16 protein-coding genes are annotated in these 24,271 nt (G+C 50.1%); 9 read left to right on the top strand and 7 right to left on the bottom strand.

Features of this window, described 5'->3' with window-relative positions:
• Both K2G41_RS10000 and K2G41_RS10005 read right to left on the bottom strand, forming a co-directional pair.
• Entirely contained in the window at positions 1–171 is a 171-nt protein-coding gene (locus K2G41_RS10000; RefSeq protein ID WP_300117771.1) for a hypothetical protein, read from the bottom strand.
• A 100-nt stretch (positions 172–271) separates the two neighbouring features.
• Entirely contained in the window at positions 272–655 is a 384-nt protein-coding gene (locus K2G41_RS10005) for an MmcQ/YjbR family DNA-binding protein (RefSeq protein ID WP_300117773.1), read from the bottom strand.
• 125 nt (positions 656–780) lie between these two features.
• On the opposite strand from K2G41_RS10005, the gene K2G41_RS10010 reads away from it, so the two are divergent.
• A complete protein-coding gene (locus tag K2G41_RS10010; RefSeq protein WP_300117775.1) occupies positions 781–1,371 on the top strand; it encodes a Maf family nucleotide pyrophosphatase in 591 nt (196 codons plus the stop codon).
• 25 nt (positions 1,372–1,396) lie between these two features.
• On the opposite strand, the gene K2G41_RS10015 is transcribed toward K2G41_RS10010, so the two are convergent.
• Positions 1,397–2,479, bottom strand: coding sequence for a hypothetical protein (locus K2G41_RS10015; protein WP_300117777.1), 1,083 nt, complete (start codon positions 2,477–2,479; stop codon positions 1,397–1,399).
• Between the two features lie 261 nt (positions 2,480–2,740).
• Here K2G41_RS10015 and K2G41_RS10020 point away from each other — a divergent pair, with 261 nt between their 5' ends.
• Positions 2,741–3,736, top strand: coding sequence for a DMT family transporter (locus K2G41_RS10020; RefSeq protein ID WP_300117779.1), 996 nt, complete (start codon positions 2,741–2,743; stop codon positions 3,734–3,736).
• 226 nt (positions 3,737–3,962) lie between these two features.
• Here K2G41_RS10020 and K2G41_RS10025 read toward each other — a convergent pair whose 3' ends face one another.
• A complete protein-coding gene (locus tag K2G41_RS10025; protein ID WP_300117782.1) occupies positions 3,963–5,159 on the bottom strand; it encodes a C1 family peptidase in 1,197 nt (398 codons plus the stop codon).
• A 234-nt stretch (positions 5,160–5,393) separates the two neighbouring features.
• Between K2G41_RS10025 and K2G41_RS10030 the strand changes: the two genes are divergently transcribed.
• Complete coding sequence (locus tag K2G41_RS10030) at positions 5,394–6,017, top strand: porin family protein (RefSeq protein WP_300117784.1); 624 nt, start codon at positions 5,394–5,396, stop codon at positions 6,015–6,017.
• 156 nt (positions 6,018–6,173) lie between these two features.
• On the opposite strand, the gene K2G41_RS10035 is transcribed toward K2G41_RS10030, so the two are convergent.
• Complete coding sequence (locus K2G41_RS10035; protein WP_300117786.1) at positions 6,174–8,666, bottom strand: ATP-binding cassette domain-containing protein; 2,493 nt, start codon at positions 8,664–8,666, stop codon at positions 6,174–6,176.
• 41 nt (positions 8,667–8,707) lie between these two features.
• Entirely contained in the window at positions 8,708–9,694 is a 987-nt protein-coding gene (locus tag K2G41_RS10040) for a hypothetical protein (protein ID WP_300117788.1), read from the bottom strand.
• Between the two features lie 135 nt (positions 9,695–9,829).
• Between K2G41_RS10040 and K2G41_RS10045 the strand changes: the two genes are divergently transcribed.
• The 5 genes from K2G41_RS10045 to K2G41_RS10065 all read left to right on the top strand — a co-directional run bounded on the left by K2G41_RS10045 (position 9,830) and on the right by K2G41_RS10065 (position 20,868).
• Complete coding sequence (locus K2G41_RS10045; RefSeq protein ID WP_300117790.1) at positions 9,830–10,969, top strand: N-acetylmuramoyl-L-alanine amidase; 1,140 nt, start codon at positions 9,830–9,832, stop codon at positions 10,967–10,969.
• Positions 10,970–11,061: 92 nt separating this feature from the next.
• A complete protein-coding gene (locus K2G41_RS10050; protein ID WP_300117792.1) occupies positions 11,062–11,985 on the top strand; it encodes an MlaD family protein in 924 nt (307 codons plus the stop codon).
• 194 nt (positions 11,986–12,179) lie between these two features.
• The gene (locus K2G41_RS10055) at positions 12,180–14,090 is read left to right on the top strand and encodes a GDSL-type esterase/lipase family protein (RefSeq protein ID WP_300117794.1); all 1,911 of its coding nucleotides are present in this window, start codon (positions 12,180–12,182) and stop codon (positions 14,088–14,090) included.
• Positions 14,091–14,140: 50 nt separating this feature from the next.
• Positions 14,141–18,013, top strand: a complete 3,873-nt coding sequence (locus tag K2G41_RS10060) for a pectinesterase family protein (RefSeq protein WP_300117796.1) — start codon at positions 14,141–14,143, stop codon at positions 18,011–18,013.
• 116 nt (positions 18,014–18,129) lie between these two features.
• Positions 18,130–20,868, top strand: a complete 2,739-nt coding sequence (locus tag K2G41_RS10065) for a helix-turn-helix domain-containing protein (RefSeq protein WP_300117798.1) — start codon at positions 18,130–18,132, stop codon at positions 20,866–20,868.
• A 397-nt stretch (positions 20,869–21,265) separates the two neighbouring features.
• On the opposite strand, the gene K2G41_RS10070 is transcribed toward K2G41_RS10065, so the two are convergent.
• On the bottom strand, positions 21,266–22,885 hold the full coding sequence (locus K2G41_RS10070) for an ATP-binding cassette domain-containing protein (RefSeq protein WP_300117800.1): 1,620 nt from the start codon (positions 22,883–22,885) through the stop codon (positions 21,266–21,268).
• A gap of 171 nt (positions 22,886–23,056) precedes the next feature.
• Here K2G41_RS10070 and K2G41_RS10075 point away from each other — a divergent pair, with 171 nt between their 5' ends.
• Positions 23,057–24,229: an aminotransferase class V-fold PLP-dependent enzyme gene (locus K2G41_RS10075; RefSeq protein WP_300117802.1), complete on the top strand. Its 1,173-nt coding sequence runs from the start codon at positions 23,057–23,059 to the stop codon at positions 24,227–24,229.
• Positions 24,230–24,271: the final 42 nt, after the last annotated feature.

Raw genomic sequence — 24,271 nt, forward strand, 5'->3', positions numbered from 1 at the left:
TTAGATGCAGATTGTAATTCTTTTCTTAGCTTCTTCGATCGCTTCTCTCAATTTTCTTGAATTTTCAGCTCGTTGTTCTTTAGACAAGCTTTCAACTTCAAGTCTTAATCTTTCAAATCGTATTGCATCCTCACCGGTCAGGATCGGGGTTTCTTTAATAGGTCTTGCCATTTTTAATCCTTTTTATAATTACAAAGATAACAACTATTTACGGTATAAACAAATTATATGTCACAAATGATTACCAAATCAACTGTCGGTTTCTCATTTTCTATCTCTGATTTTTATTATTTATTTTCCTTCCGGTTTTTTTCGGAGTATATTTTGCCTTTATGATTTCGTATGCCTCACTGACGGCATCAGTGATCAGATTCATCGGGATATCGCCGTCGAAATACAATTTGATCCAATGACGCAGACTCTGGTTCACGGGATTTCCGACCGATGAATAATCGCGTCGCCACTCTTCAATCTTTTCCGGAGATGACTTAACATCGACATAGCTGAAATCATCAATATCAATGAAGCAGAACAAGTGTCCCTTCACATAGAATGCAAGTATTGAAGCATAACGAGGAGAAAATTTGCCGAACGGCATTTTCTCCGTCACGCCCTCAAACGACAGGCAAAACTCCCTGAACTCCTCGACGTTCATATTTGTAATTAATTTATGGTAACAGACCAAAGAATTTTTGACTCCGCTAAATTAGCGAAAAACTTCATTTTTGCCTAATTTTGTACTCTCTCGATATACTTCATACAAAAAACTCCGTACTAAAAATGTTCCGACCTCTTGAAAATCTCCGTGGCTATGACGTCATACTCGCCAGCGGCTCCCCGCGCCGACGCGAACTTCTCGGTATGCTTGACATTGATTTCCGTGTCGATACTTCACACCCGGTAGATGAAACCATTCCAACAGACCTTCCGGTTTCTGAAGTAGCCTCGTATCTCTCACGCCTGAAAGCCGAAGCCTATCCGTTGGAGGCAGGTGACAACAAGCTCGTCATCACCGCCGACACGGTTGTGATCATTGACGGGAAGGTTCTTGGAAAACCGTTTGACGAAGCCGATGCCTGTGCCATGCTTTCGCGTCTGCAGGGTCATAAACAGACCGTGATAACCGGAGTGACGGTTCGCACGGCCTCGATGATCACAACGTTCAGTGCAGAATCCGAAGTGGAGTTTGCCCCTCTGACTGACGACGAGATCGCTTACTATGTCCAAAGCTATCGTCCCCTCGACAAGGCCGGTGCATACGGCATTCAGGAGTGGATCGGAGCAGCCGGCATCAAAGGCATAAACGGCAGTTTCTACAATGTGATGGGACTTCCCGTTCAGCGGCTCTACTCTCTGCTGAAAACCATCTGACTCTAATAAATACCCGTCACTGTTCCTATCGCTCCTTTATGGCCGACAAGCGCAGTGTAAACCCATCGCTGGGAGGGAGCAGGATCAGTCCTTCACCTCCGGTGGTGTTATGTTCCCATGCAAGAAAACGGCGGTCATTCACTCCGAGACGTTCTGCAATCTTCAGAGCCACGACTCCCATTGTCATGCGTAGATTGAGTTCCACGCATGGCATTATTTTATTTTCACCTGTCGTGTCGCGGTAGATCATCATATCCACACCCATCCATCCTCGGTAATCATTGCCGATCAGATTGCCGAGGATTGTTTCTTCATCACTGATCAGTTCACGCAGGGCTTCCGGAGCTATATATCTCCTTATCTCCTCCCAAAGCAAACTTTGTGGAGCGACTATATTTCCGCTATACATTCCGCGTGCTTCTGTGGCAAAGACCGAAAGTCCTATGAACCTCACGCATTTTCCATCGCTGTGGAAAAGCACGGCGAAATCCATCACTTTATCAAGTCCGCGTTCCACCATCACGCTCCCCTGACGGTGAATGATACCTTCTGCTCTCCGCCGGAGCGCACCATCGTCGAGCGAACGGGCACAGAACACCCCGCGTCCACTTCCTGACCACGGCGATTTTATGAAACAGCCCGGATTAAGTCGTTCGAGTTCAACCACACGATCAGGATCAGTTGTCTCGATGGCGATGGGATACTCTCCCGAAAGCCGACTTACGATTTCGACTGACATCCGTCTGTGGCTCAACTCGCGCATCCTCATGGTTGCTTCGTCAGTAGGAAGGATACTATCTCTGACTCCCGCCCGTAGAAATTGCCTTTTGGCATCCGCACTCCATCCCCAAGGGGCGGCTTCTTCGATCCCTTCGAAAGTCGTTGCATCTTGACACACCGTACCGTTAAGTCCGAAACATTCTGCCAATCTCCCGGCTTCCTCGCTGAGTGTTGCCGGAGCTAAGATCAGATCATCTCTTTCCGCCCACCACATTGGTAGCAATGCACCCGCACGGTGTATGGCGGCCGCATGGGGCGGGGGAGTGTAGTGTCGGCATCCGAGACCGAGTGCCAGATCATTTTCAGGATTGAAAAGATGGATTTTCATTTAATTTATTGGTAGGATGTGATATGTAAATTAGATATTTAAAGAGATGACGCCTGGCGGTATCTTTCAGTCTGCCGATTGCTGTGCAAAGATAAGAATTTTTGCCGTTTTCATTCTTACCACCTCAATATAGAAACTTCAAACATAACTGCTGCTGGCCGTGTTAATATATATGTATCTACCGATGCTGTTAATGCATATCTTAAAAATACAGGATCAGAATTATAAAAACACATTATTAAAAACACACATACTCTCACTATGGCCGATATAAAACCACAACCTGCTCCGCAGCTGCAACCCCGCAGCATAGGTGACCTTATCAAAGGCAATCTTTTCATGCTCATCGCCACAATCTTTTTCGGCGTAAATATCCCGGTAGTCAAAATACTTATCCCCGAATGGATGAGTTCGGTCGATGTAACGATCTTCCGTCTTGGAGGCGGGTGTATCCTCATGTGGATTGCATCAATGTTTATGAAAAATGACCGCATTCAGCGCGACGATTATCTCCGTATCTTCCTCGGTGGTGCCGTCGGGCTCTTTCTGTTCATGTACCTGTTCAATCTATCGCTCCGCTATGCCAACCCTATCGATGTCTCCATCATCATGACCTTCCCTCCGATCTTCGTGATTCTCATAGGCATTATTTTTCAGCATAAGCGCACATCTTGGCTTGAAATACTCGGAATTGTCGTCGGTTTCGTCGGTGCGTTTCTCGTAATCGTTACCCAACATGCCGGTGAAAAAGGCAGCGACAACATTCTCGGTGAATGTCTTGCCCTCGCATCGACTCTTTGCTACGCGTTCTATCTCGTAATCCTTGAAAAACCTATGCAGCGTTACCGTCCTGTCTCCATGCTCCGTTGGGTCTTCCTCATGTCCTGTCTGCCGATGCTCTTCCTGCTCCCTTCGCTCCCCAAGGCTGAGATATTCCATACAGTCGAGTGGCAACCTTGGGCATGCATAGCCTTTATACTCATCTGTCCTACTTTCCTCGCCTATTTTCTCATAAATCCTGCCGAGAAACTCATTGGCAGCGAATTGGTATCGATTTATCAATACTTCCTTCCGGTGGTCGCCATGATAGCGTCAGTCATCATGGGAGTTGCCCACATACGTTTTATTCAGATTGTGGCTATGATCGTGATCATCATCGGAATGCTCATCACCACAAAAGCCAAACGTCTCCAACGACTCCACGCCTCGGCATCAGTAGCAACAGATTCAACAAAGAAAACCGACGCATCCAGATAACCCTTCAGATCAATAATCCATTGAATTTGTAGGGACGCGGCGTGCCGCGTATGCCGTATGAAATAGTTATAGCCAGAGATTCAGGCAGATGTATTTCATTTGGCATACGCGGCACGCCGCGTCCCTACAATTATATAATCAATTATAGTTGCTACAAATTGCTTATAATCAATTATGTAGGTATTGGAATAGTCGTATGGTCACTGATTGAATTTCTGCAACTCAATCAGATCTTCATTTTCTGTGCGATTTCTGCGGGAATTGCCTCGCGGTTAACGAGGATGTCAAGTGTCTTGGCGAGGAAGTAGGGCTCTGACACGTAGAAGAAACCATCATAGACCTGATTGGTGTCCCATGAGTTCTTCACCTTGTAATACTTGTTACCTTTCTGGTCAACGGCCTTACCTACGATCACCATACCGTGGTCATCGGTGGTCTCCTGCTTGTCAAACATTTCCTGACGGAGCTCCTGAGTGACGGTGATTTCTTCTGTAGGACCATCGATCTTATTAGCTTCGGCCTCACGCTCGCGGTCACTAAGTTTGACCCAACGTGCGAGTTCTGTTCCGCTCAGGTCATCGGCAGTCTTTTTCTTGGGGATCACTGCATAGCCATTGACCCACTTGAAACCGGGCTCGCTCACGTCAGCAGCCCAAGCGACAGAGTAACCGTTGTCGATGGCATTATCGACGATGGCTTTCATTTCTTCCATGGGCACGTTGTGATACTTTTCCCAAAGCCAGTTGTCGGCCACCTCGACAGCGAAAGGCTGATAGAAAGGATGGTGGGTGAAAGAAGTGACAGGGATATAGTCCTCGGCCTTCAGTCCGAGTGATTCGGCATAGCTCTGGGGGGTATAGGTCTTGCCTTCATACTCGAATGTCGCGGGGAGCTCACCGAAATATGCGTCAAGCATACCGTTGAAAGCCTTCTTCCAAGCGGGTGACTTTTGCTTGTTGGCGTTGATCGACTTTACAAACGCAGTGAATGCATCGCTGAGCTCCGCATGTTCGTGCTTCTCAGCACCGTATTCGATACCTTTGTAAGCCTCTTCAGGCACAAGACCGTAATTGACCATCACGTAGGGCACATCGAGTGTGCTGCCGCCTTGGGCGAAATTGATGGTTCCGTTCATGCGGATATACTTATCGGCCTTGTCGTTGTAGCAGTGGCGCACAACAAACATTTCGCTGAGATCGACCTCCTTGCCGGTCTTGCGCAGGATCTCGTCCTCAAGGAATGAAATTCCGGAAAAGCTCCAGCATGTTCCTGACTTGTTCTGATCCTTTACGGGAGTTGTCTTTACAGTCTTGACATCGGTGAATTTGAATCCGCCGGTCTTGTCATCCTCTGTTTTTTTGTCCTTGGCCTGTGCACCTAACACGACGCAGAGAGCCATTGCACCTAAAATATATTTCTTCATTGTTTTGAAGTGATATGATTGTTGATTTTTATTAATTATTCGGTTTTTTATTACTGGTTTAAGAAGAGAGTGTGATGATTTAAGGTCTGTTGACAACTGGGCTGGCCGCAGTATGAATCACGGATTCATCCCACGTTTATCCTCTGCAAAGTTATTATAAATTTGTGGCAATTCAAGGATTTTAAAGAAAAAGTTGTAACTTTGTGTGCTCGTTCTACTAAAACAACAACTCTAATGAACAGAAAAATTCTCTCATTCATCATAGTAGTCATTGCGTTTTGCTGTGCAGGGGTGGCTAACGCCCAGTTGCGTTGGGGTGCCACTGCAGGTGTGAATTTCAATACCTTAAAATTCAAGCAGGACATTCTCACCGTTGATCAGGCTCTCGGCGAAGCAGCCGGTATTCAAGGCGAAATGATGTTTCCCGGTATCGGTTTCGGTATAAACCTCGGACTGCACTATGAGCAGCTTGGAGCTACTCTCAATCTCGGTGATTTCCCGATGTGGGCATTGCAGGGTTATTCAGCAAAAGAGCGTATCTACATCCACAATATCCAGATCCCCTTCAACCTGCGCTTCAAATACACCCGTCTTCAGGGATTCGAGGACTACCTTGCGCCCTTCGTCTATGGTGGCCCCATATTCAATATTCAGGCCGGTCACAGCAAGTGTGATGCCTTGAAATTTTCCGGCGGTGAGCTTGGCCTGACTGTCGGCGGTGGTGTCGAGATACTGAAACGCTGGCAGCTCGCTGCATCCTACACATGGGGAATGACCTACGCTCTCAAAGCGAAAGTCCTCACCGACTACAGCGCACGCAACCGTACATGGGACATCCGCGTCACCTATTACTTCTAATCGTAATCACGTTTTTTATCATAAGCATAACGGCCATGCAGAGATGACTGCATGGCCGTTATGCTTATGCATGGCCGTTAGTACTTACCTTATGTGAGGCTGAATGTTGCTATCCCTATTCGTTTGCAATGATAGGGATAATTGGATGTTTGTCTGTCAGATTTCGCCGATATAGCGACCGGTGATGCTCGACGGATTGGCGGCAATCTGATGTGGAGTGCCGGTTGCGACAATCCTACCGCCTGCTTCGCCACCACCCGGTCCCATGTCGATAATATAGTCGGCGTTGCGGATCACGTCAAGGTCATGTTCGATGACCACAACGGTAGCTCCAAGACTTATAAGGTGCTGGATCACACCGAGCAGAGTCCTGACGTCGAGCGGATGTAGTCCGATTGTCGGTTCGTCGAATACAAATATCGTATCGTTCTGTTGCCGTCCCATCTCCGAGGCGAGTTTCAGTCGCTGGGCCTCGCCGCCCGACAGACTTGTAGTCGCTTCGCCGAGAGTCAGATATCCGAGACCGAGATCGCGGAGAGTCGTGAGCCTCGGTTTCACATTCTTGTAGTCGGCGCAATCATCTATCGCTTCATTGATGTCGGCCGACATCAGGTCAGGGAGCGAGAACGTCTTACCATCCTTATTCGTGCAATGTATGGTATAGGTCTCCTTGCTGTAGCGAGAGCCCTTGCATTCCGGACACGGTATATCCACATCCGGCAGGAACTGCACGTCGAGACTCACAGTGCCTGTGCCGTCGCAGACCGGACAGCGGAGACTTCCCGTATTGTAGGAGAAATCGCCGGCCTTCAGTCCGAGAGCCTTTGCATCGGTCGATCGGGCATAGATCTTGCGCAGTTCGTCATGCACACCGGCATAGGTTGCTACGGTCGAGCGCACGTTAGCTCCGATCGGTGTCGAGTCGATCAGTTCGATGTGGCGTATGCCGTCAGCTTCGACAGCGGTGACATGGGATGGGAGAGGCTGTCCGTCAATAATGGCCTTAACCGCCGGAATAAGACTCTCAAGCACCATCGTCGTCTTGCCTGAGCCTGACACACCTGTCACCACCGTCAGGCGTCCTTTCGGAATCTCTACCTGAAGCGGGCGCACGGTGTGGATCTGAGTCGTCGTCATCCTGACAACACCTTCGTCAAACATTTTTTCCGCTTCGACCTCCTCCCTGACACGTCGGGTGGCGGATTCAGCGAGGAATGGTCCTATTTTGGACGCCGGATTGGCGATGATTTGCGGGATAGTGCCTTCAGCGATCACCTCACCACCCTGCGAACCTGCTCCGGGACCCATTTCAATTATATCGTCCGCGACGGAGAGGATCTGGGTGTCATGATCCACAAGCACAATCGAGTTGCCATCGTCAACCAGATCATGCATCACTCCGATAAGCCCGATGATGTTGGACGGATGTAGGCCGATTGACGGTTCATCGAGGACATACATTACGCCTGTAGTGCGGTTGCGCACTACGCGCGCTAACTGCATTCGTTGGCGTTCGCCGGTGGATAGGGTAGAGGCCGCACGGTCAAGGGAGAGATAGCCCAGTCCGAGATCAATGAGCCGTCGGGCCGTGAGCAGGAAAGTCTCGCAGATGCTTTTGGCCATCGGACGCATTTCCTCCGGGAGTGAGGCCGGTACTTTTTTCACCCAGTCGATACATTCTTCAAGAGTGAGCTTGCAGACATCGCCGAGATTCACGTCCATGATACGCGGTGCGCGTGCGGCTTCTGACAGACGCGTGCCCTCACATGCCGGGCAGACTTCGCTTTTCAGAAACTTTTCCACTCGCTTCATACCCTTTTCGTCTGTCACTTTGGCCAAAGCATTCTCCACAGTATAGACAGCGTTGTAATATGTGAAGTCGAGTTCGCCGGAAGTATTGCTGTTCTTTGACTTGTAAAGTATGGTCTTTTTGACCGCCGGACCATTGAACACGATGTCGCGTTCCTCCGGTGTGAGCTGATTGAAAGGGACATCCGTCCTGACACCCATTGCACGGCACACATCCTTCATCAGTGACCACATAAGGCTGTTCCACGGAGCTACGGCATTCTGGTCGATGGTCAGAGTCTCGTCAGGCACGAGTGTCGCACGGTCAACAGTCATGACCATGCCCGTGCCTCCGCATTTTTCGCAAGCTCCCGCACTGTTGAAGGCAAGATCCTCCGCTCCCGGACCGTAGAAATGATGGCCGCAGTTACTGCATACGAGTTCCTTTTCGGCGGCTACATCGAGCGAGGGGGCGTGATAATGACCGCATTTCGGACATTTGTGGCTTGCGAGACGTGAGAACATCAGTCGGAGGGAGTTGAGCAGCTCTGTACCCGTTCCGAAAGTGCTCCTTACACCGGGCACTCCGGGGCGTTGGCGCAGAGCAATCGCAGCCGGGACGTGGAGGATCTCATCCACCTGTGCTTTCGGTGCCTGACTGATACGGCGGCGCGTGTAGGTCGATAGGGCTTCAAGGTAGCGGCGTGACCCCTCGGCATAGATCACGCCTAATGCGAGGGATGATTTGCCTGAACCGGAAACTCCTGCGATGCCGACAATCTTGTTGAGGGGGACGTTGACACTGATATTTTTCAGATTGTGGACTTTCGCGCCCTTTATTTCAATTTCTTCCTGTTGCATGGATTGATTCGTTTTTGAATATGCTCTTGCCATCCGTCAGATCAGTTATACTTTGAATCGCCGAGCACTTCCTGAGATTCATAGAAATCAGGCGACAGCATATCGGCTATGCTGACCGCGCGGTTGTCAAGATACGAATTGATGATACGGTGACCGATGAAACGTCCCGCCGCACCGGGAACATCCTGTCCGATCACGGAGGTGAACGGTGCGAGTCCGGTCAGTGAAGCGGCAAGCTGTTCGTCGGTACTGAAAAGGTATTTCCGGCCCACCATCGTCTCCCACAGCTGTCGCTCATGGTCGGTCAGCCATTTCATCTGAGTGTCGTCATAGCCGAGAGCCTGCTGTTCGCTTACTCCTGCAAGCTGCATCTCAGCTTCGATCAAAGCACCCTCGTAGAGGAGCCTTGAAAGCACCGTAGGGTACTCCTCGCGTGGTGCATACGGGAAATCGCGGCGCAGAAGCGTTTCCGCCACGTCGGGCAGGAGTCGTTGAGGGGTTTTCCTTACGCGGATATAGTCCGGAAAGTAGGCGTATGGTTGATAATCCTCTCCTAAATAATGGTTCAGACCGATATAAAGCATTGAATCGGCGGTGAAAACCGATTGATTGAACGGCGATATGATGGTGACGGCCTCTGGGAAATTCCTGCCGGGGAAAAGACGGCTGAAATTCTCCTTCATCTTTCCGAGACCCCGTGAGAGACGGTCGGTATTGCCCCACACTGAATCCACGGCATGTTCATGAAAACGGATTGCCGGATTCGACCGATAGGCTGCAAGACTTGAATCATTTAGCTCGCCGTAGCCCGACACGGCAAAAAGTGTCTCGGCCTCATTACGCATTCCGTCAGTCACCCCTCCGTCGCCAAGCAGAGTCTTGTCGAGACGCAGCAGTCTGACAGGCTTGCTATCGTCCGCCTGACTGCAACCTGTGGAGAGTCCGCAGAATGCGGTCAGGGCTATCGCCACACATAGTTCCACGCCACATTGCCGCATTGATCTGAAGAGGGGATGAAATATAGTCATAGTGAACCGGGTTTAGGTATATTATTGTTCAAAAGTAGCTATTTTTTGGCATTTGTGCACAAATTTCAGTCCAAGAAGTGGCTTTTAGGGATAGTTTTAGTAACTTTGCCCAAAATTGGCTAAGAATTCATCTGCATGTCACTGACACGAATCATAAAACTACTTGTAATCGTTTTGTTTTTCCCTGTCGTCACCCGCGCTGCGGCCGACAAGGAATTTGTGGTCATGATTGACCCCGGACATGGTGGTAAGGATGCAGGAGCACTCGGTCAGAGGACCAATGAAAAGACCATCAATCTTGCCGTCGGTAAGAAACTCCAGAAGCTCATCAACTCAAAGATGAAGGATGCGAAGGCCGAGATGACGCGCGACGGCGATTATTTCATAACCCTCAAGGAACGTCCCAACATAGCCAAGCGCAAGAATGCCGACATATTTGTCTCCATCCATGCCAATTCCATCGATAAGAAATCACCTCTCCACTCCTCGATCAACGGTGCGGCCGTCTATACTCTCGGTCTGAAAAAGAGTGATACCAATCTCAGTGTCGCCATGCGTGAGAATGCCGTGATGAAACTCGAAGCCGATTACTCGACCACATACGAAGGTTTCGATCCGTCGTCAGCCGAAAGCTACATTGCATTCGAGATGATGCAGCACTCCAACATGGATCAGAGTATTCAGCTTGCCGAGGCTGTCCAGAACGCGCTTGTGCGTACTGCCGGACGTGCCAACAAGGGTGTCCGCCAAGCTCCCTTCTGGGTGCTTGTCGGGACAAGTATGCCCGCCATACTCGTGGAACTTGACTATATATGTAATCCTGCCATGGAGAAATTCATGGCTTCGGAGGAGGGACAGGACAAACTTGCCCTCGCCATCTATCAGGGCATAGAGCGTTTCCGCCGGAACTCGTCGAAGACCGTAGGTAAGAAAGGCTATCCCACCACCGAGGATGTCCGTGAGGCTGAGGAGTCAGTTGCAGCGCGTGCTGCGGTGTCTGACGTAAATGAGACCTCACCGGCGACCACGATTACCCCAAAAGGTGAACTTGTCTATAAAATCCAGTTTCTCACGACTCCGTCCGTACTCAAGAAGAATGATTCACGTCTGAAAGGACTTTCGCCGGTCGATTATTACAAGGACGGCGGAACATATAAATATACATACGGCAGCTATCCGTCATCCGCAGCAGCTGCTTCGGATCTTAAAAAAGTGAAGAAACAGTTTCCTGACGCGTTCGTCATAAGAATGCGTGATGGCAAGCGTGTCAAATGATAAATCCCCCTCCAAAAACGTTTCCAACTCTAATCATCTCCTGAATCCGTCGATCATACGGATCATCCATAAAGTCATAGAATGATTTAATTATGAAAAAGAAATTTTCAAAGGAACTGATTATCGGAGCGAGCGTGCTGATCGCGCTGCTGATTCTCTTTTTCGGTATCGACTATCTTAAAGGTATAAATGTCTTTAAGTCAGCTAACTATTATTATGCTTCATACACCAATGTCGCCGGCCTGACTCAGTCAGCTCCAGTGACGCTCAACGGTTTCAAGGTCGGCCTCGTCCGTGAGATCAACTATGAGTATGACAATCCGGGTCATGTTCTTGTGGAGCTCAGTCTCGACAAGCAGCTCAAAATCCCTGTCGGGACAAAGGCGGAGATCGTCACCGATATGCTCGGCACATCGAGTGTGGAACTGATAATGGCTTCCTCCAACGAGTTTTGTGAGATCGGTGCGCGTCTCGAAGGTGAAACTAAGGGAGGAATGGTTGATAAGCTCGGCAATGAGCTCCTTCCTTCCGTCATGACTATAGCCCCGCACATCGACTCGCTCATCGTGGCTCTTACGGCGATCGCAGCTGATCCGGCTCTGGTCAATTCGGTGAAACGTCTTGACAACATCATGGCCAATCTCGAAACTTCGACTAAGCAGCTTGATGTAGCTATGCGCGGAGTGCCCGCACTCATTAAAGGTGCTAACGGAACCATGACCAACGTTCAGGAAGTGTCGGCCAATCTAACCCGTATTTCCGCTGCCCTTGCAGTTCTGTCCGAGGACTTGAAGGAAATGCCCCTTGACTCGACCATGCGCAACATCAATCGCATCACTGCAAATCTTGATCAGGCTACCGAACAGCTTAATTCCACCAATTCATCGCTCGGTCTGCTTCTCAATGATCCCTCGCTCTACAACAATCTTAACAACTGTGCCGCAGATGTCGATAGTCTGCTCCTCGACATCAAGAAGCAACCTAAACGTTACATTCCGTCAATCAAGATTTTCTAATCTCATCCTCTGAATGCACAGGTGATAGGGAAATAAGACTAAAATACAAAATATGGGTGAAAAAGCGTCAGAATCAGCATTCTGACGCTTTTTTACCACCTGTTTGATTCGATTTTACCCCTCTGACCGCCGGCTATGGGTTAATTTTGCTGACAGATTATCAAATAAAATCCAAAGCAATTCATTATCCCACCATGAAAAGATTCAGTGCATTCATTGCCGCTGCGGCCCTTCTCGTAAGTCCGCTTGCAGCTGACGCGGCAAAAAAAGTCCACACTATCGGTGACAGCACTATGGCCAATTATGATGAATCGGCCACAGTGACACGCGGATGGTGTCAGTATCTCCAGCAGTTCCTCACCGGTATCGAGGTCAACAACCGAGGTAAGGCAGGAGCTTCGAGTAAGAGTTTCTACAAAGAGGCCGCATTCTGGACTTCGGTCAAGACACAGATGCAGCCCGGCGATTATGTGGTGATCCAGTTTGCTCACAATGATGAAAAGACCTCCGGAATGGACGGTGACGAACTGAAAGCCTACTATACCTCCATAGGCGACACCGAGAAAGCAACTTCAACCGATTATCGGGGAACAACTCCTACCACCACCTATAAGGAATATCTCCGCAAGTATGTCGATGAGACCCGCGAAGCCGGTTGTACTCCTATCTTCTGCGGTCCTATTTGCCGAATGTATTTTTCCGGTAATACTATCCGCCGCAACGGCCGTCACGACCTCGGCGACAGCTTCTCGAAGTTAACGGACAACGGTGTTCTCGAAAAGCAATCAGTTCCGGCCGATGATCACTCGATGGACTATGTCTATCAGATGAAATCAGTAGCGGAGGAGATGAATGTTCCATTCATAGATCTTACCACCGGTACGGCTGATCTCTACGTTAGCTATGGCGACGCCCCCTGCCATGAGCTCCTCGGCGATGGCGACGGTTCGACCCATCTCAGTGCTACAGGCGCGGCTCTCATCGCACGCAAGTTTGCATCACTTTGCAAGGACGCTGGGGTGTTGAGCGAATATGTGAACCTCACTTCCGAACTTGGCGTGACTCCTGCTTCCGGTAATCTCGGCGAAGGTTACAATGGTCAGTCGCTTTCAGGTGAATTTATGCTTACAGGTTTTGATCTCGTACCGTCCAAGGGGCAGGTTTCCATTACCTCCACCGGGGCAGTAGAAGTGTCAACCGATAAGATCACATGGGCTTCATCCGCTACCCTTGACTATGACGCCGCTACTCTGATCAACCGTTTCTATGCCCGCGTCCCCCTCGTGAATGAAGGTGTGAACGAAGGCGTGATCACCGTCACTGCCGGTGACAAGACTCTGACCATTCCCGTTAGCGGAACAGGTGTGGAGCTTAGCGGAGGTGCGGAAGTCTGTGCCTACTGGCGTTTGGAGAAGGATGACAGCTACGAACTTTCAGGGCCCGCGACAGTAATACCCGAAAACTGGCAGGGAATGTATGTGCAGCGTTATGCCAATCCAAATGCCAATACTATCTGGCCGGAGGAGACCGGCTTTGAGGCTACACGCAAGACACAGCGCAATCTCATCGAGGGTGACAAGTGGCCCGGCGGTGAGATCGATGAGGTCAGTACGCGCTACGTTGAGTTCGGTCTGACCGCAATGCCCGAAACCACTCTTAAAATTGATGAGATCAGCTATTACATGTGTGGTTGCGGAGGCAATGGCATGTGTGTCCACGTCTATTATTCCACTGACGATGATTTCGCCAATCCACGTCTGATTTATTCAAAAGAGAAGATGCCTGCCAACACCATGCTTGACGGTAAAGTAACTCCTGTGATCACTCTTGATAGTGGCAAGTCACTGCGTCTGCGTTTCTATCCGTGGTATAACGGCGAGGCTACCGGAAAGACTCTTTGCATTTCTGACGTAAAGATCCACGGTTACACCTTCTCAGCCGATAATTCAGCTCTTGAAAATGTGATATCCGAGACCCCTGCCGAAACTTCATATTATACAGTTCAGGGTATCCGTATCGACAATCCCACATCCGGATTCTACATTGTCCGTGACACCTTTGCCGATGGTTCGATCAAGACGCGCAAGATGATCTGCCGAAACTGAGAAAATCATTCGAAATACTGAAAACCATAATTTTAATACCAACATATTTAATGATGAAGAATAATCTTACATCTCTGCTCACCGCCATCGCACTCGCCGGGACTGTACAGGTCTCCGCACAAAGCGTGACGCTTGCTTCGTGGACCTTTGACACAGGCTATAAGGTCACACAGAATGAAAATGACTACACCTACGTCCCCGACGCATCAGTAGCCGTAGCCAACACAGATGCCCAGTGGTTTGCCAGTGCCATTCCCCACATCCAAGCCGAGGAAGGTAAGGGTGAAATGACTGCATATTCCGAAGGCCGCTACTGGCAGATATGCACCGGCTGGGAAACTCAGGTTTTCCGCATTGAGAACACTGTCGATAACAGCAGTGTCACTGACTATACTGATCCCGCTCAGCATAAGGTTTATTATCAGGCTTCGTTTCCTACTACGGGCTACCGCGACATCGCTATAGACTATGCCATCGCTCCCGGAAACAACACGGAGACACCGGTCGCTATGGTTGTCTCGACCGACGGCGGCAACACTTGGGTAAATGCGGGTACAAAACCAACGTCCGGCACATGGTTCACCTACGTCAACAGTCATGTCGATATCTCCGCCAATAACAAGGAGAATGTAATCATACGTCTTTTCCCTACCTCCGGCACTACAAACTGGAATCTCACATCGCTCACCGTCACAGGCAGCGAGATGGAGGCACTTCCCTCAGCCGAAAACGCAGATATCAACTTTTCATGGCCGCTCGGTTCAACGACTCCTGAACTCGCGGCTGCACAGAGCATTCAGGGTCTGTTCTCTGTATGCGAACTTGCTGTCGGTCCGGGTCTCACTCTCACCAAAATCGGTTCGCCCGCAGGAGGTGCCACACAGACTCTTTTCAAACCATCCGCCAACAACGGGTCTGATTTCATAGAAGACGATGCCCTCATAATGACGGTGATTCCCAAGAGCGGTGTCACATTCCGTCCGACAATGTTCAGCTTCGAAGCCAGCAAGCATGGCACGGGAGGCGGTAACATCGGCCTTGCAGTCCGTCGCGGTGACAAGAGTGAAATGATTAACGACGCACTCGTCCCGGCACGAAACAATAACGGTGACGGCATAAACTTCACCCGTTTCGAAGAGAAAATTGAAGGTTTCGACGCTTCATCCGAGGCTTTGACAATCATTCTCTATATCAACAAACTCGCTTCTAACAAGGAGTATGGTTTCGCCAACCTGACGCTCTACGGTGTGGCAGACGGTCAGGTTGAGGCTATCCCCGTCTATTCCTTTGTCCTCAAATCGGCTGTCGAGGGTGCAGGTTCACTCTCATGCGCTCCCGCAGGAAATGAATTTGACAGCGGCACACTGCTGACTGTTTCAGCTTCGGAGAATTTCGGCTACCACTTCACATCGTGGACCGATGCAGCGGGCAATGTCGTTTCGACCGATAATCCCTATCGTTTCGAAATCACCGCCGACACTGAACTGATTGCCAACTATGACGTAAACAATGTCTATGCGCTCAACCTCAAGCTCGAAGGTGGTGCCAATCCCAACCTTGTGACTTTCCAACCCGAAGGTCATGTTGAAGATGGTGTGCATTATTACGAGGAGGGTACAGAGGTGCGTCTCACGATATCCAACAACCGTATCCTTACCTTCACTAATTGGGATGACAATACTACTTCGCCGACACGCGACATCACCGTCGATGGTGAAAAGAATCTTACCGCGACATTCTCTGCCGCTGACTACATCGTCGGTTGGGATTTCTACAACGATCAGCCCTCATCTGAACGTGCCGCCGATTACAAGGATGAAAGCGACAACGCCGGTCTCCTCAGCCTCCACAACGCGGAGGGTAAGACCACCTCATGGCTGACGCGCGGTATAAATAACGGTGCTGAAAACGGAAAATGGGGTGCACGCATCTGGAAACTCCGCTCGGAGGGTAACTACTTTGAAGTTTCATTCTCATCCGTAGGCTACTCAAACATCGTCGTTTCCGCTGCGCTCGGTGTCTCCTACAATTCATATTCCATCAACAATATGCAGTACAGTATCGACGGCAAGGAATATAAGACAGTCGGAACTTACGAGCTGCAGACAGGCTGGACTCTCAATGAATTCAAGCTTCCTGCCGATGCTGACAATCAGCCGAAAGTATGGGTACGCTTCATGCCTGACACATCTTCACCCCTCGTTGGCAATGAAAGCGATTATGACGGTCTTTGCATAGCCGAACTCTTTGTCCTCGCCGATAAGGAGACAGCCAACGACAGCACTGCACCTGTGCTCGTCACCTCACTGCCTGCCGACAAGGCGGACAACATATCCGCTACCGGTTCGATCATCCTTACATTTGACGAGAAGGTCAAGGTAGGAAACGCTTCAGCTACGCTTGACGGCGAGACACTCAAACCTATCGAAAGCGGTAAGAGCATCATCTATAATTACTCCGGTCTCAATTACGGCACGACATATACATTCACTGTCCCCGAAGGTGCTATCGTGGATCGCAGCGGCAATTCATTCGCCGGAACTACACTTACGTTCACCACAATGGAGCGCACTCAGCCCGAAGCACGCCTCTTTGACGCGATAGTTGCTAAGGACGGATCAGGCGATTATACTTCCGTTCAGGCTGCGATAGACGGCGCACCGGCAGGTCGCGTGAAGCCTTGGCTTATCTTCGTGAAAAACGGTGAGTATAACGAGCATGTCGATATACCCAAGTCGAAACCTTTCATGCACATCATCGGTCAGGACCGCGACAAAACCATTATTCTTGACGATAAGCTCTGCGGAGGTGAAAACGCGCTTCATGTGAGCGTAGGTGCAACCGTGGTTGTCAACTCCGATGACTGCTTCTTCGAGAATATCACTCTTGAGAACTCCTACGGTCACAAGCAGCAGGCCGGCCCGCAGGCACTCGCACTAAACACCTCAGGTGACCGTGCTATCTTCAACAATGTCGCCATGCTCTCATATCAGGACACATGGATCACGACTTCCAACTCGTCCTATCGTGCCTACGTCCGCAACTCATTCATCGAGGGTGCAGTGGATTTTATCTACAACAGCGGTGATCTCTATGTGGAGAATACCACTCTCTATATCAACCGCAAGAGCGGTGGTTTCATCGTCGCTCCATCACATGCGGCCGATGTGAAGTGGGGATATGTGTTCAACAACTGTACCATCACAGCTCCGGGCGTACCTTCGGAAACCGATGTATGGCTCGGCCGTCCATGGCACAACTCTCCCAAAACAGTCTTCCTCAACACACGCGCCGAGGTGACAATCCCCGCCACCGGATGGTATGAGACAATGGGTGGTCTCCCCGTTCTCTGGGCCGACTACAATACTGTTGACGGCAATGGAAATCCTGTAGATCTCTCGCACCGCCGCGATACATATTACAAGACAGTGGATGGTGAGAAGGTCTATGGCAAGGCCAAGAACTTCCTTACTGATGAGGAAGCTGCCCAATATACAGTGCGCAACGTCCTTTCAGGCAGCGACAATTGGGAACCTGTCATCAAGACAGAGACATGTGCGACACCTGCTCCCAAGTTTGCCGACGGTATTATCACATGGGAGGCAGTACCCTACGCAATCTGCTACGTCGTTCTCCACAACGATGAGGTGGCAGGCTTCGTTACCGAACCTCATTTCGCCACAGCTTCAGGTTCTGCCGAAGGCTATGCTGTGCGTGCAGTCAACGAGTTCGGCGGTCTAAGTCCGAAGGCAATTGTCGGTGAGGAGAGCGGAATTTCAGCCATCGAAGCGGCCGACGGAAGCACCATAATCGGCATCTATGATGTCAACGGTTACCGTCATTCTGCCCCTGTGCGCGGTGTCAACATCATCAAGATGCGTGATGCCAATGGAAATGTCCGTGTAGAGAAACTCATGAACTGATAAATACAAGTCATAATAAATAGTCCGCTGCGGACACTTTCCCTGAGAAGGGGGAGTGTCCGTTTTTTAGGTCTTTCGGTTTTGCTTTAAGAGTCATATTGCGTATATTTGCAGATGTGAAGCGTGGCATTATCCATATAATGATACTGGTGTTTTCGGCTTTTGTGATGGTCGGAAACGAACCTTATTGTACTGTCCGGCACTATGATGAATCCGACGGTCTCTCGCAGAGGCTGGTCAAGCAGATCGTGCAGGATAGGGATGGCGTGATATGGATGGCTACATGGAATGGTCTGAACCGTTTCGACGGATATGATTTTTACAAAATCAAGCCTCTCGACGATGATGCTGCCAGATCCTACTCTGACCGCATAAGTAACATACGCCTCTCATCCACGGGTGATCTGTGGTGTAGGGTGGATGACCGTCTGTTACTGTTCGATACGCAGACATACAGATACACTGACATCAATTCCGCTCTTGAAGATAAATTCCGGACAGAGGTACGCATTGACCGCATACTCACATCTGAATCCGGTGAGACGGTGGTAGGCTGCAAGGGTGGAGAAACGTACATAGTGATGCCCGATGATGATCCGGTCGGGGGTGCGAGGATGGTTTCGGAATTACCTGCCTTAAGCTACACTTCTCCGTCCAACCGTAAGCTCGGCGATGCCGGTGGCTACAAGCACAGCGATCTTATCTATTCCCGACGTCACGACGACGGTTCGCGTTGGTTGATCAGTCGTGATGGAAATGTGATGTGTTCGGAAGCGGATGATAAAGCTTTCAGGAATGTGACCCGGATAGATACCCGTAACAATCCTTTGTACTATACGACTACTGACCGTAGCGGCGACGTGTGGTTGCGCAGTTCGCTGGGTGCCTACCGCCTGTCGATGGGTATGCACCCTTACCGACGGCTTGCTTCGTCGGGCGATCCGTCTGTGGTTCGTTGCTCGGCACGTGACGAAAAAGGTCGTTTATGGTTATCGGAAAGTGGAAACCGGGCTGTGGCGGTTTATGATGATGCTGCGAAGTCACCTCGCTATCTCGGTGCGGACGGAAAGCTGCATGATTCGTTCGTTGCTTTCGGTGCGGCAGTCTATTGCATAACTCATCTGGCCGACGGAAGCATCTGGCTCGGCACTAAGCCTGACGGTATATTCCGGCTTACACCTGACGATCAGGGGGATGGCTTTGATGTGGATAGGTTGCGGAAAGAGGATGGGAATGATGCCACGCTTTCGTGCGACGATGTGTATGACATAGCCGTGGATCGTTACGGACGCGTATGGGTGGCCACACTCGGAGGAGGTCTTGACTGCATAGAGCGGCCTGCGGATGTCAGGCCGGCAGTGGTGCGTATGGGGAGTAAAAAGAACTTTCCGCAGGGCGCACTGCGCGCACGTCACATTACATTTGCCGGTGACAGTCTGCTGATCGTATCGACAACCGGAGGTCTGCTTGCGGGACGTGTCCCCGGACAGGGAATGCTTGACAGTTTTGCTCCGCGGCTTCACGTAAGTGAGCCGGGAAGGAGTAATTCGCTCGGTAATATCGCGGTGATGGATGCAGTGACGGACAAGGATGGCCGTTTGTTTGTGGCCACGGAGAGTGATGGAGTCAATGCCGTATTCGATCTCGGATCACTTGCTGAGGGGCATACGGATTTCACGCGTTTTAATTCACGTTCCGGAATGCCGTCAGACATAGTTCATGCCGTGGCGGTTGATCCGACCGACGGCAGCCTTGTCGTGACGAGCAACCGTCTGCTGTTTATGCTCGATCCGACTGACAGCGTGGCTGTGGCCTATCGTTCTTCGTTCTGGCATGATGATCTGGCTTTCAGTGATGCGCGTCCGTTGCGCCTTTCGTCAGGAGAGTGGTTGCTCGGTACGGATAACGGGGCAATTGTCGCAGATCTGACGGCAGGTATGAACGACAGTGTGGCAGTGCCCTTGATGTTCACATCTGCGTCTATTGAAAATCGGGGTGATTCACTGCTGTCCTTTATTACGGACAGTATAGTGTTGTCGCCGTCGGAGAGAAATCTGACTCTGCGCTTTGCCGCTCTTGATTTCAATAATGCCGGTGATATCCTCTATGCATTCCGCCTTGACAGTGATGACTGGACGGAGGTAGGTAAGAGTCGTTCGGTCACGCTGCTCGACATGAAGCCGGGTGACTATAGTCTTGAAGTTAGATCGACCGACAGTTTCGGGCGTTGGCAGAACAATGGCCGAAAATTGACCATCATAGTAAAACCGACGTTTTGGGAGACACCGTTTGCTCTATGTCTATATGTTCTGACTGCTATCTGCATCATTTCAGCGATAGGATATACAATTATGTATATCAGGAGTATAAGACGAAAACAGCGCGAGACACTTGAAGCTTATCTGAAGCTCCTCGATTCATTCCATGAAGGGAGTGGCGAAGAGAAACCCGTCTCTGAAGAAATGACGGCGACACGTGGCACAGTTGGGTATGCTACCGCTCCTACGCGGCTTTCGGAGGCTGATGATGCTTTCATGCAAAAGGTGATGGAGTTTGTCAACTCTCACATAAGCGATGCAGATGTGACGATTGACGATATGGCGGCTGCGGTAGCAACAAGCCGCAGCGGTCTTAACCGGAAGATGAAATCGCTGCTTGGCGTGACGCCGGCCGATTTTCTGAAAGAAAGCCGTATGAAGCGGGCGGCCGCAATGCTCATCGCTACGGATCTGCCGGTCAAGGAGATCGCTTTTGATTGCGGTTTTTCTGATCTTAATTATTTTGGAAAATGCTTCAAATCAGCCTATTCCCTTTCGCCTACAGCTTATCGCAAGGAGCAAGGTAGAGATATTTGAAATTTTACGGCTCGGTGTTGTTTTATCGTAGTGAATTGACAAATTTTTATTGTTGATTTTTTATTATCGCATCTTTTTGGGGTGGATGTGATAGTATTTTTGTGGAAAAAAACTCTATGCGGAATGAGAATGCTATGAGAAATGAAAGCGTGATGAGGAACGCAGCAATTACGGTTGTAGGGCCTGCACTTGTGGCATCCGAATTCCATGCGATTAATTGGCTGATTTCCAATAATGCTTGAATTTCGGTCAGCACAAGTGCAGACCCTACAACCGGGAATGTATTTATTTTGATGCATCCTCGTACTGAGGATTGTATCGTCGTGACGTATTTCTTCCCGATCACCTGAATGAATTTGTTCAGGCCGGGATTTTGTGATCGATAGGTGTTCGTTGATCAGGCTTTGGCATAAAGCTTCTCGCGTGTAGCGGCGACTTTCTCATCAGTGATGTAGTCATCATAGTCCATGAGTTTGTCGATTGTGCCGTTGGGAGTAAGCTCGATGATGCGGTTGCAGACAGTCTGAATGAACTCGTGGTCATGGCTCGAAAGAAGGATGTTGCCCTTGAAAGCCTGAAGAGTGTTGTTGAATGCCTGAATGGATTCGAGGTCAAGATGGTTGGTCGGTGAATCCAGTACGAGCGTATTGGCATCGGTCATCATCATGCGTGCGATCATACAGCGCATTTTCTCACCTCCGGAGAGTACTGAAGCCTTTTTGAGCACCTCCTCACCTGAAAAAAGCATCTTGCCGAGGAAGCCTTTGAGATAGATCTCGGAGCTGTCGTTGGAGTACTGCGAAAGCCAGTCAACGAGATTCAGGTCACAGTTGAAGAAGGCTGAATTATCGAGGGGAAGATAAGCGGTGGTGATGGTCTGACCCCACTCGTAAGTTCCTTCGTCGGCCTTGCGGTTGCCTGTGATTATCTCGAAGAGGGCGGTCATGGCGCGGGGATCATGGCTGAGGAATGCGATTTTGTCACCCTTCTCAACCTGAAAGTTGACATCCTTGAAAAGAAGTTCGCCATCGACGGATGCGGTGAGACCCTTGACTTCAAGAATCTTGTTGCCCGGTTCGCGCTGGGGGGTGAAGATGATACCGGGATAACGGCGTGAAGAGGGCTGGATCTCCTCGACGTTGAGTTTTTCGAGCATCTTCTTGCGTGAGGTAGTCTGTTTTGACTTGGCCACGTTCGCGCTGAACCGCTGGATGAATTCGAGGAGTTCCTTGCGCTTTTCCTCGGCCTTCTTGTTGGCCTGCTGCTGCTGACGGAGAGCGAGCTGCGAGGATTCATACCAGAAACTGTAGTTTCCGGCAAAAAGAGTGAGCTTATTGTAGTCGATGTCGAGGGTATGCGTACACACAGAGTCGAGGAAGTGACGGTCGTGACTGACCACGAGCACCGTATTCTCGAATTTTGAAAGGTAATCTTCAAGCCATGCTACTGTTTCGAGATCGAGGTCATTGGTAGGCTCGTCGAGCAGAAGGTTGTCAGGATTGCCGAAAAGAGCTTTGGCAAGCAGCACACGTACCTTCTCGTTACCGCTCATGTCGCGCATCAGGGTGTAGTGCTTGTCCTCCTTTATGCCAAGTCCGCTGAGGAGGGCAGCGGCATCGCTTTCGGCGTTCCATCCTTCAAGCTCCGCGAATTTTTCCTCCAGTTCGGAGGCGCGGATACCATCCTCGTCGGTGAAGTCTTCCTTGGCATAGAGAGCGTCCTTCTCCTGCATGATGTCCCAGAGGACGGTGTGGCCGCGGAGCACGGTTTCCATCACCGTGCAGTCGTCGAACTTGAAGTGGTCCTGTTCGAGCACGCTCATGCGCTCGCCGGGACCCTGCGACACTGTGCCGTGGGTAGGGGAGAGCTGGTCGCTGAGGATTCGCATGAGAGTAGATTTTCCTGCACCGTTCGCGCCGATGATACCATAGCAATTGCCGGGTGTGAACTTGAGGTTCACGTCCTGAAAGAGCACCCGCTTGCCGAATTGCATTCCTAAGTTGTTAACAGCTATCATTTTATCAAATTTGATTTTCGGGGTGCAAAGTTACAAAAAATCTTCGTATAATCCAATGAAACACGCAACTATGGACTTCTTGTCATCAAAAGCATACTGAATGAATACAACCGTATTGTTTTTTGTCTATCTTTGCGACTGTTTTTAAGAAAAGCATCTAAAATTATTAAAATGAAGAAGCAGACAAGGGCTATACACGGCGAGTTTCAACGCCGCGATGCCTACAGTGCACTGAGTATGCCTGTCTATCATACGGCTGCATACGAGTTTGACAACGCTACGGAGATGGCCGACGCTTTCTGTGGCCGCACGGATTCGCCGGACTATTCGCGTGTGATGAATCCCACCGTCACTTATTTCGAGAACAAGGTCAAGGATCTCACCGGAGCGAATGAGGTGATCGCTTTCAGTTCGGGCATGGCTGCAATCAGCAATACGCTTATGGCTATAGCCGGTGCGGGAAAGAACATTGTCACCTCACGTCACATGTTCGGCAATACTTATGCACTCATCACCTCGACCCTTGCCCGCTTCGGTGTCGGAGTCAAACTGTGTGATCTCACGGATCTCGATGAAGTGGAGAGGGCTGTGGATGTTGATTCGTGCTGCATATATCTTGAGGTCATCACAAACCCGCAGATGGAGGTTGCTGATCTGAGCGCGCTCGCGGAGATAGCCCACCGTCACGGCATACCTCTGATCGCCGACAGTACCGCCATTCCGTTCACGGAGTTTGAGGCTTCGAAATTCGGTGTTGATATTGAGGTCGTGTCGAGTACGAAATATCTTTCAGGCGGTGCGACCACGATCGGCGGTCTGGTGATCGACTACGGAACGGTGGATGGTTTCGCCAAGCGGATGCGCACGGAGATGCTCCTCAATTTAGGTGCGTACATGACTCCTCATGTGGCCTATATGCAGACTCTCGGTCTCGAAACGCTTGACGCGCGTTACCGTATTCAAGCTGCCAATGCTGCTGCGCTCGCCGAGAAGCTACTGACGCTTCCTGCCATTAAGAAAGTGAACTATGTCGGGCTGAAGGATAATCCTTACCATGATCTCGCAAGGCGTCAGTTCGGTCCTACGGCCGGAGCTATGATCACTATAGATCTGGCTGACTGCGAGGCATGCTATGATTTCATTAACCGTCTGAAGCTTTTCCGTCGTGCGACAAATCTTTTCGATAGCAAGTCTCTTGCCATCCATCCTGCAAGTACGATCTTCGGTCCGTTTACCGACGAACAGCGCAAGAGCATGGATATTCTTGATACAACCATCCGTCTGTCCATCGGACTGGAGGATGTGGAAGATCTTTTCGAGGATATAAGGCAGGCGTTGGGTTGATTCTTGATGCATAATTCATAATATTCCGTCATTTCCGTTAAG

This window comes from Duncaniella sp. (assembly GCF_029056165.1).
Classification (GTDB): domain Bacteria; phylum Bacteroidota; class Bacteroidia; order Bacteroidales; family Muribaculaceae; genus Duncaniella.

Coding starts and splice junctions, on each gene's coding strand:
- K2G41_RS10005 (WP_300117773.1), bottom strand. CDS start 655: ATGAACGTCGAGGAGTTCAGGGAGTTTTGCCTGTCGTTTGAGGGCGTG.
- K2G41_RS10075 (WP_300117802.1), top strand. CDS start 23,057: ATGAAGAAGCAGACAAGGGCTATACACGGCGAGTTTCAACGCCGCGAT.
- K2G41_RS10045 (WP_300117790.1), top strand. CDS start 9,830: ATGTCACTGACACGAATCATAAAACTACTTGTAATCGTTTTGTTTTTC.
- K2G41_RS10050 (WP_300117792.1), top strand. CDS start 11,062: ATGAAAAAGAAATTTTCAAAGGAACTGATTATCGGAGCGAGCGTGCTG.
- K2G41_RS10030 (WP_300117784.1), top strand. CDS start 5,394: ATGAACAGAAAAATTCTCTCATTCATCATAGTAGTCATTGCGTTTTGC.
- K2G41_RS10010 (WP_300117775.1), top strand. CDS start 781: ATGTTCCGACCTCTTGAAAATCTCCGTGGCTATGACGTCATACTCGCC.
- K2G41_RS10035 (WP_300117786.1), bottom strand. CDS start 8,666: ATGCAACAGGAAGAAATTGAAATAAAGGGCGCGAAAGTCCACAATCTG.
- K2G41_RS10000 (WP_300117771.1), bottom strand. CDS start 171: ATGGCAAGACCTATTAAAGAAACCCCGATCCTGACCGGTGAGGATGCA.
- K2G41_RS10070 (WP_300117800.1), bottom strand. CDS start 22,885: ATGATAGCTGTTAACAACTTAGGAATGCAATTCGGCAAGCGGGTGCTC.
- K2G41_RS10060 (WP_300117796.1), top strand. CDS start 14,141: ATGATGAAGAATAATCTTACATCTCTGCTCACCGCCATCGCACTCGCC.
- K2G41_RS10015 (WP_300117777.1), bottom strand. CDS start 2,479: ATGAAAATCCATCTTTTCAATCCTGAAAATGATCTGGCACTCGGTCTC.
- K2G41_RS10025 (WP_300117782.1), bottom strand. CDS start 5,159: ATGAAGAAATATATTTTAGGTGCAATGGCTCTCTGCGTCGTGTTAGGT.
- K2G41_RS10020 (WP_300117779.1), top strand. CDS start 2,741: ATGGCCGATATAAAACCACAACCTGCTCCGCAGCTGCAACCCCGCAGC.
- K2G41_RS10040 (WP_300117788.1), bottom strand. CDS start 9,694: ATGACTATATTTCATCCCCTCTTCAGATCAATGCGGCAATGTGGCGTG.
- K2G41_RS10055 (WP_300117794.1), top strand. CDS start 12,180: ATGAAAAGATTCAGTGCATTCATTGCCGCTGCGGCCCTTCTCGTAAGT.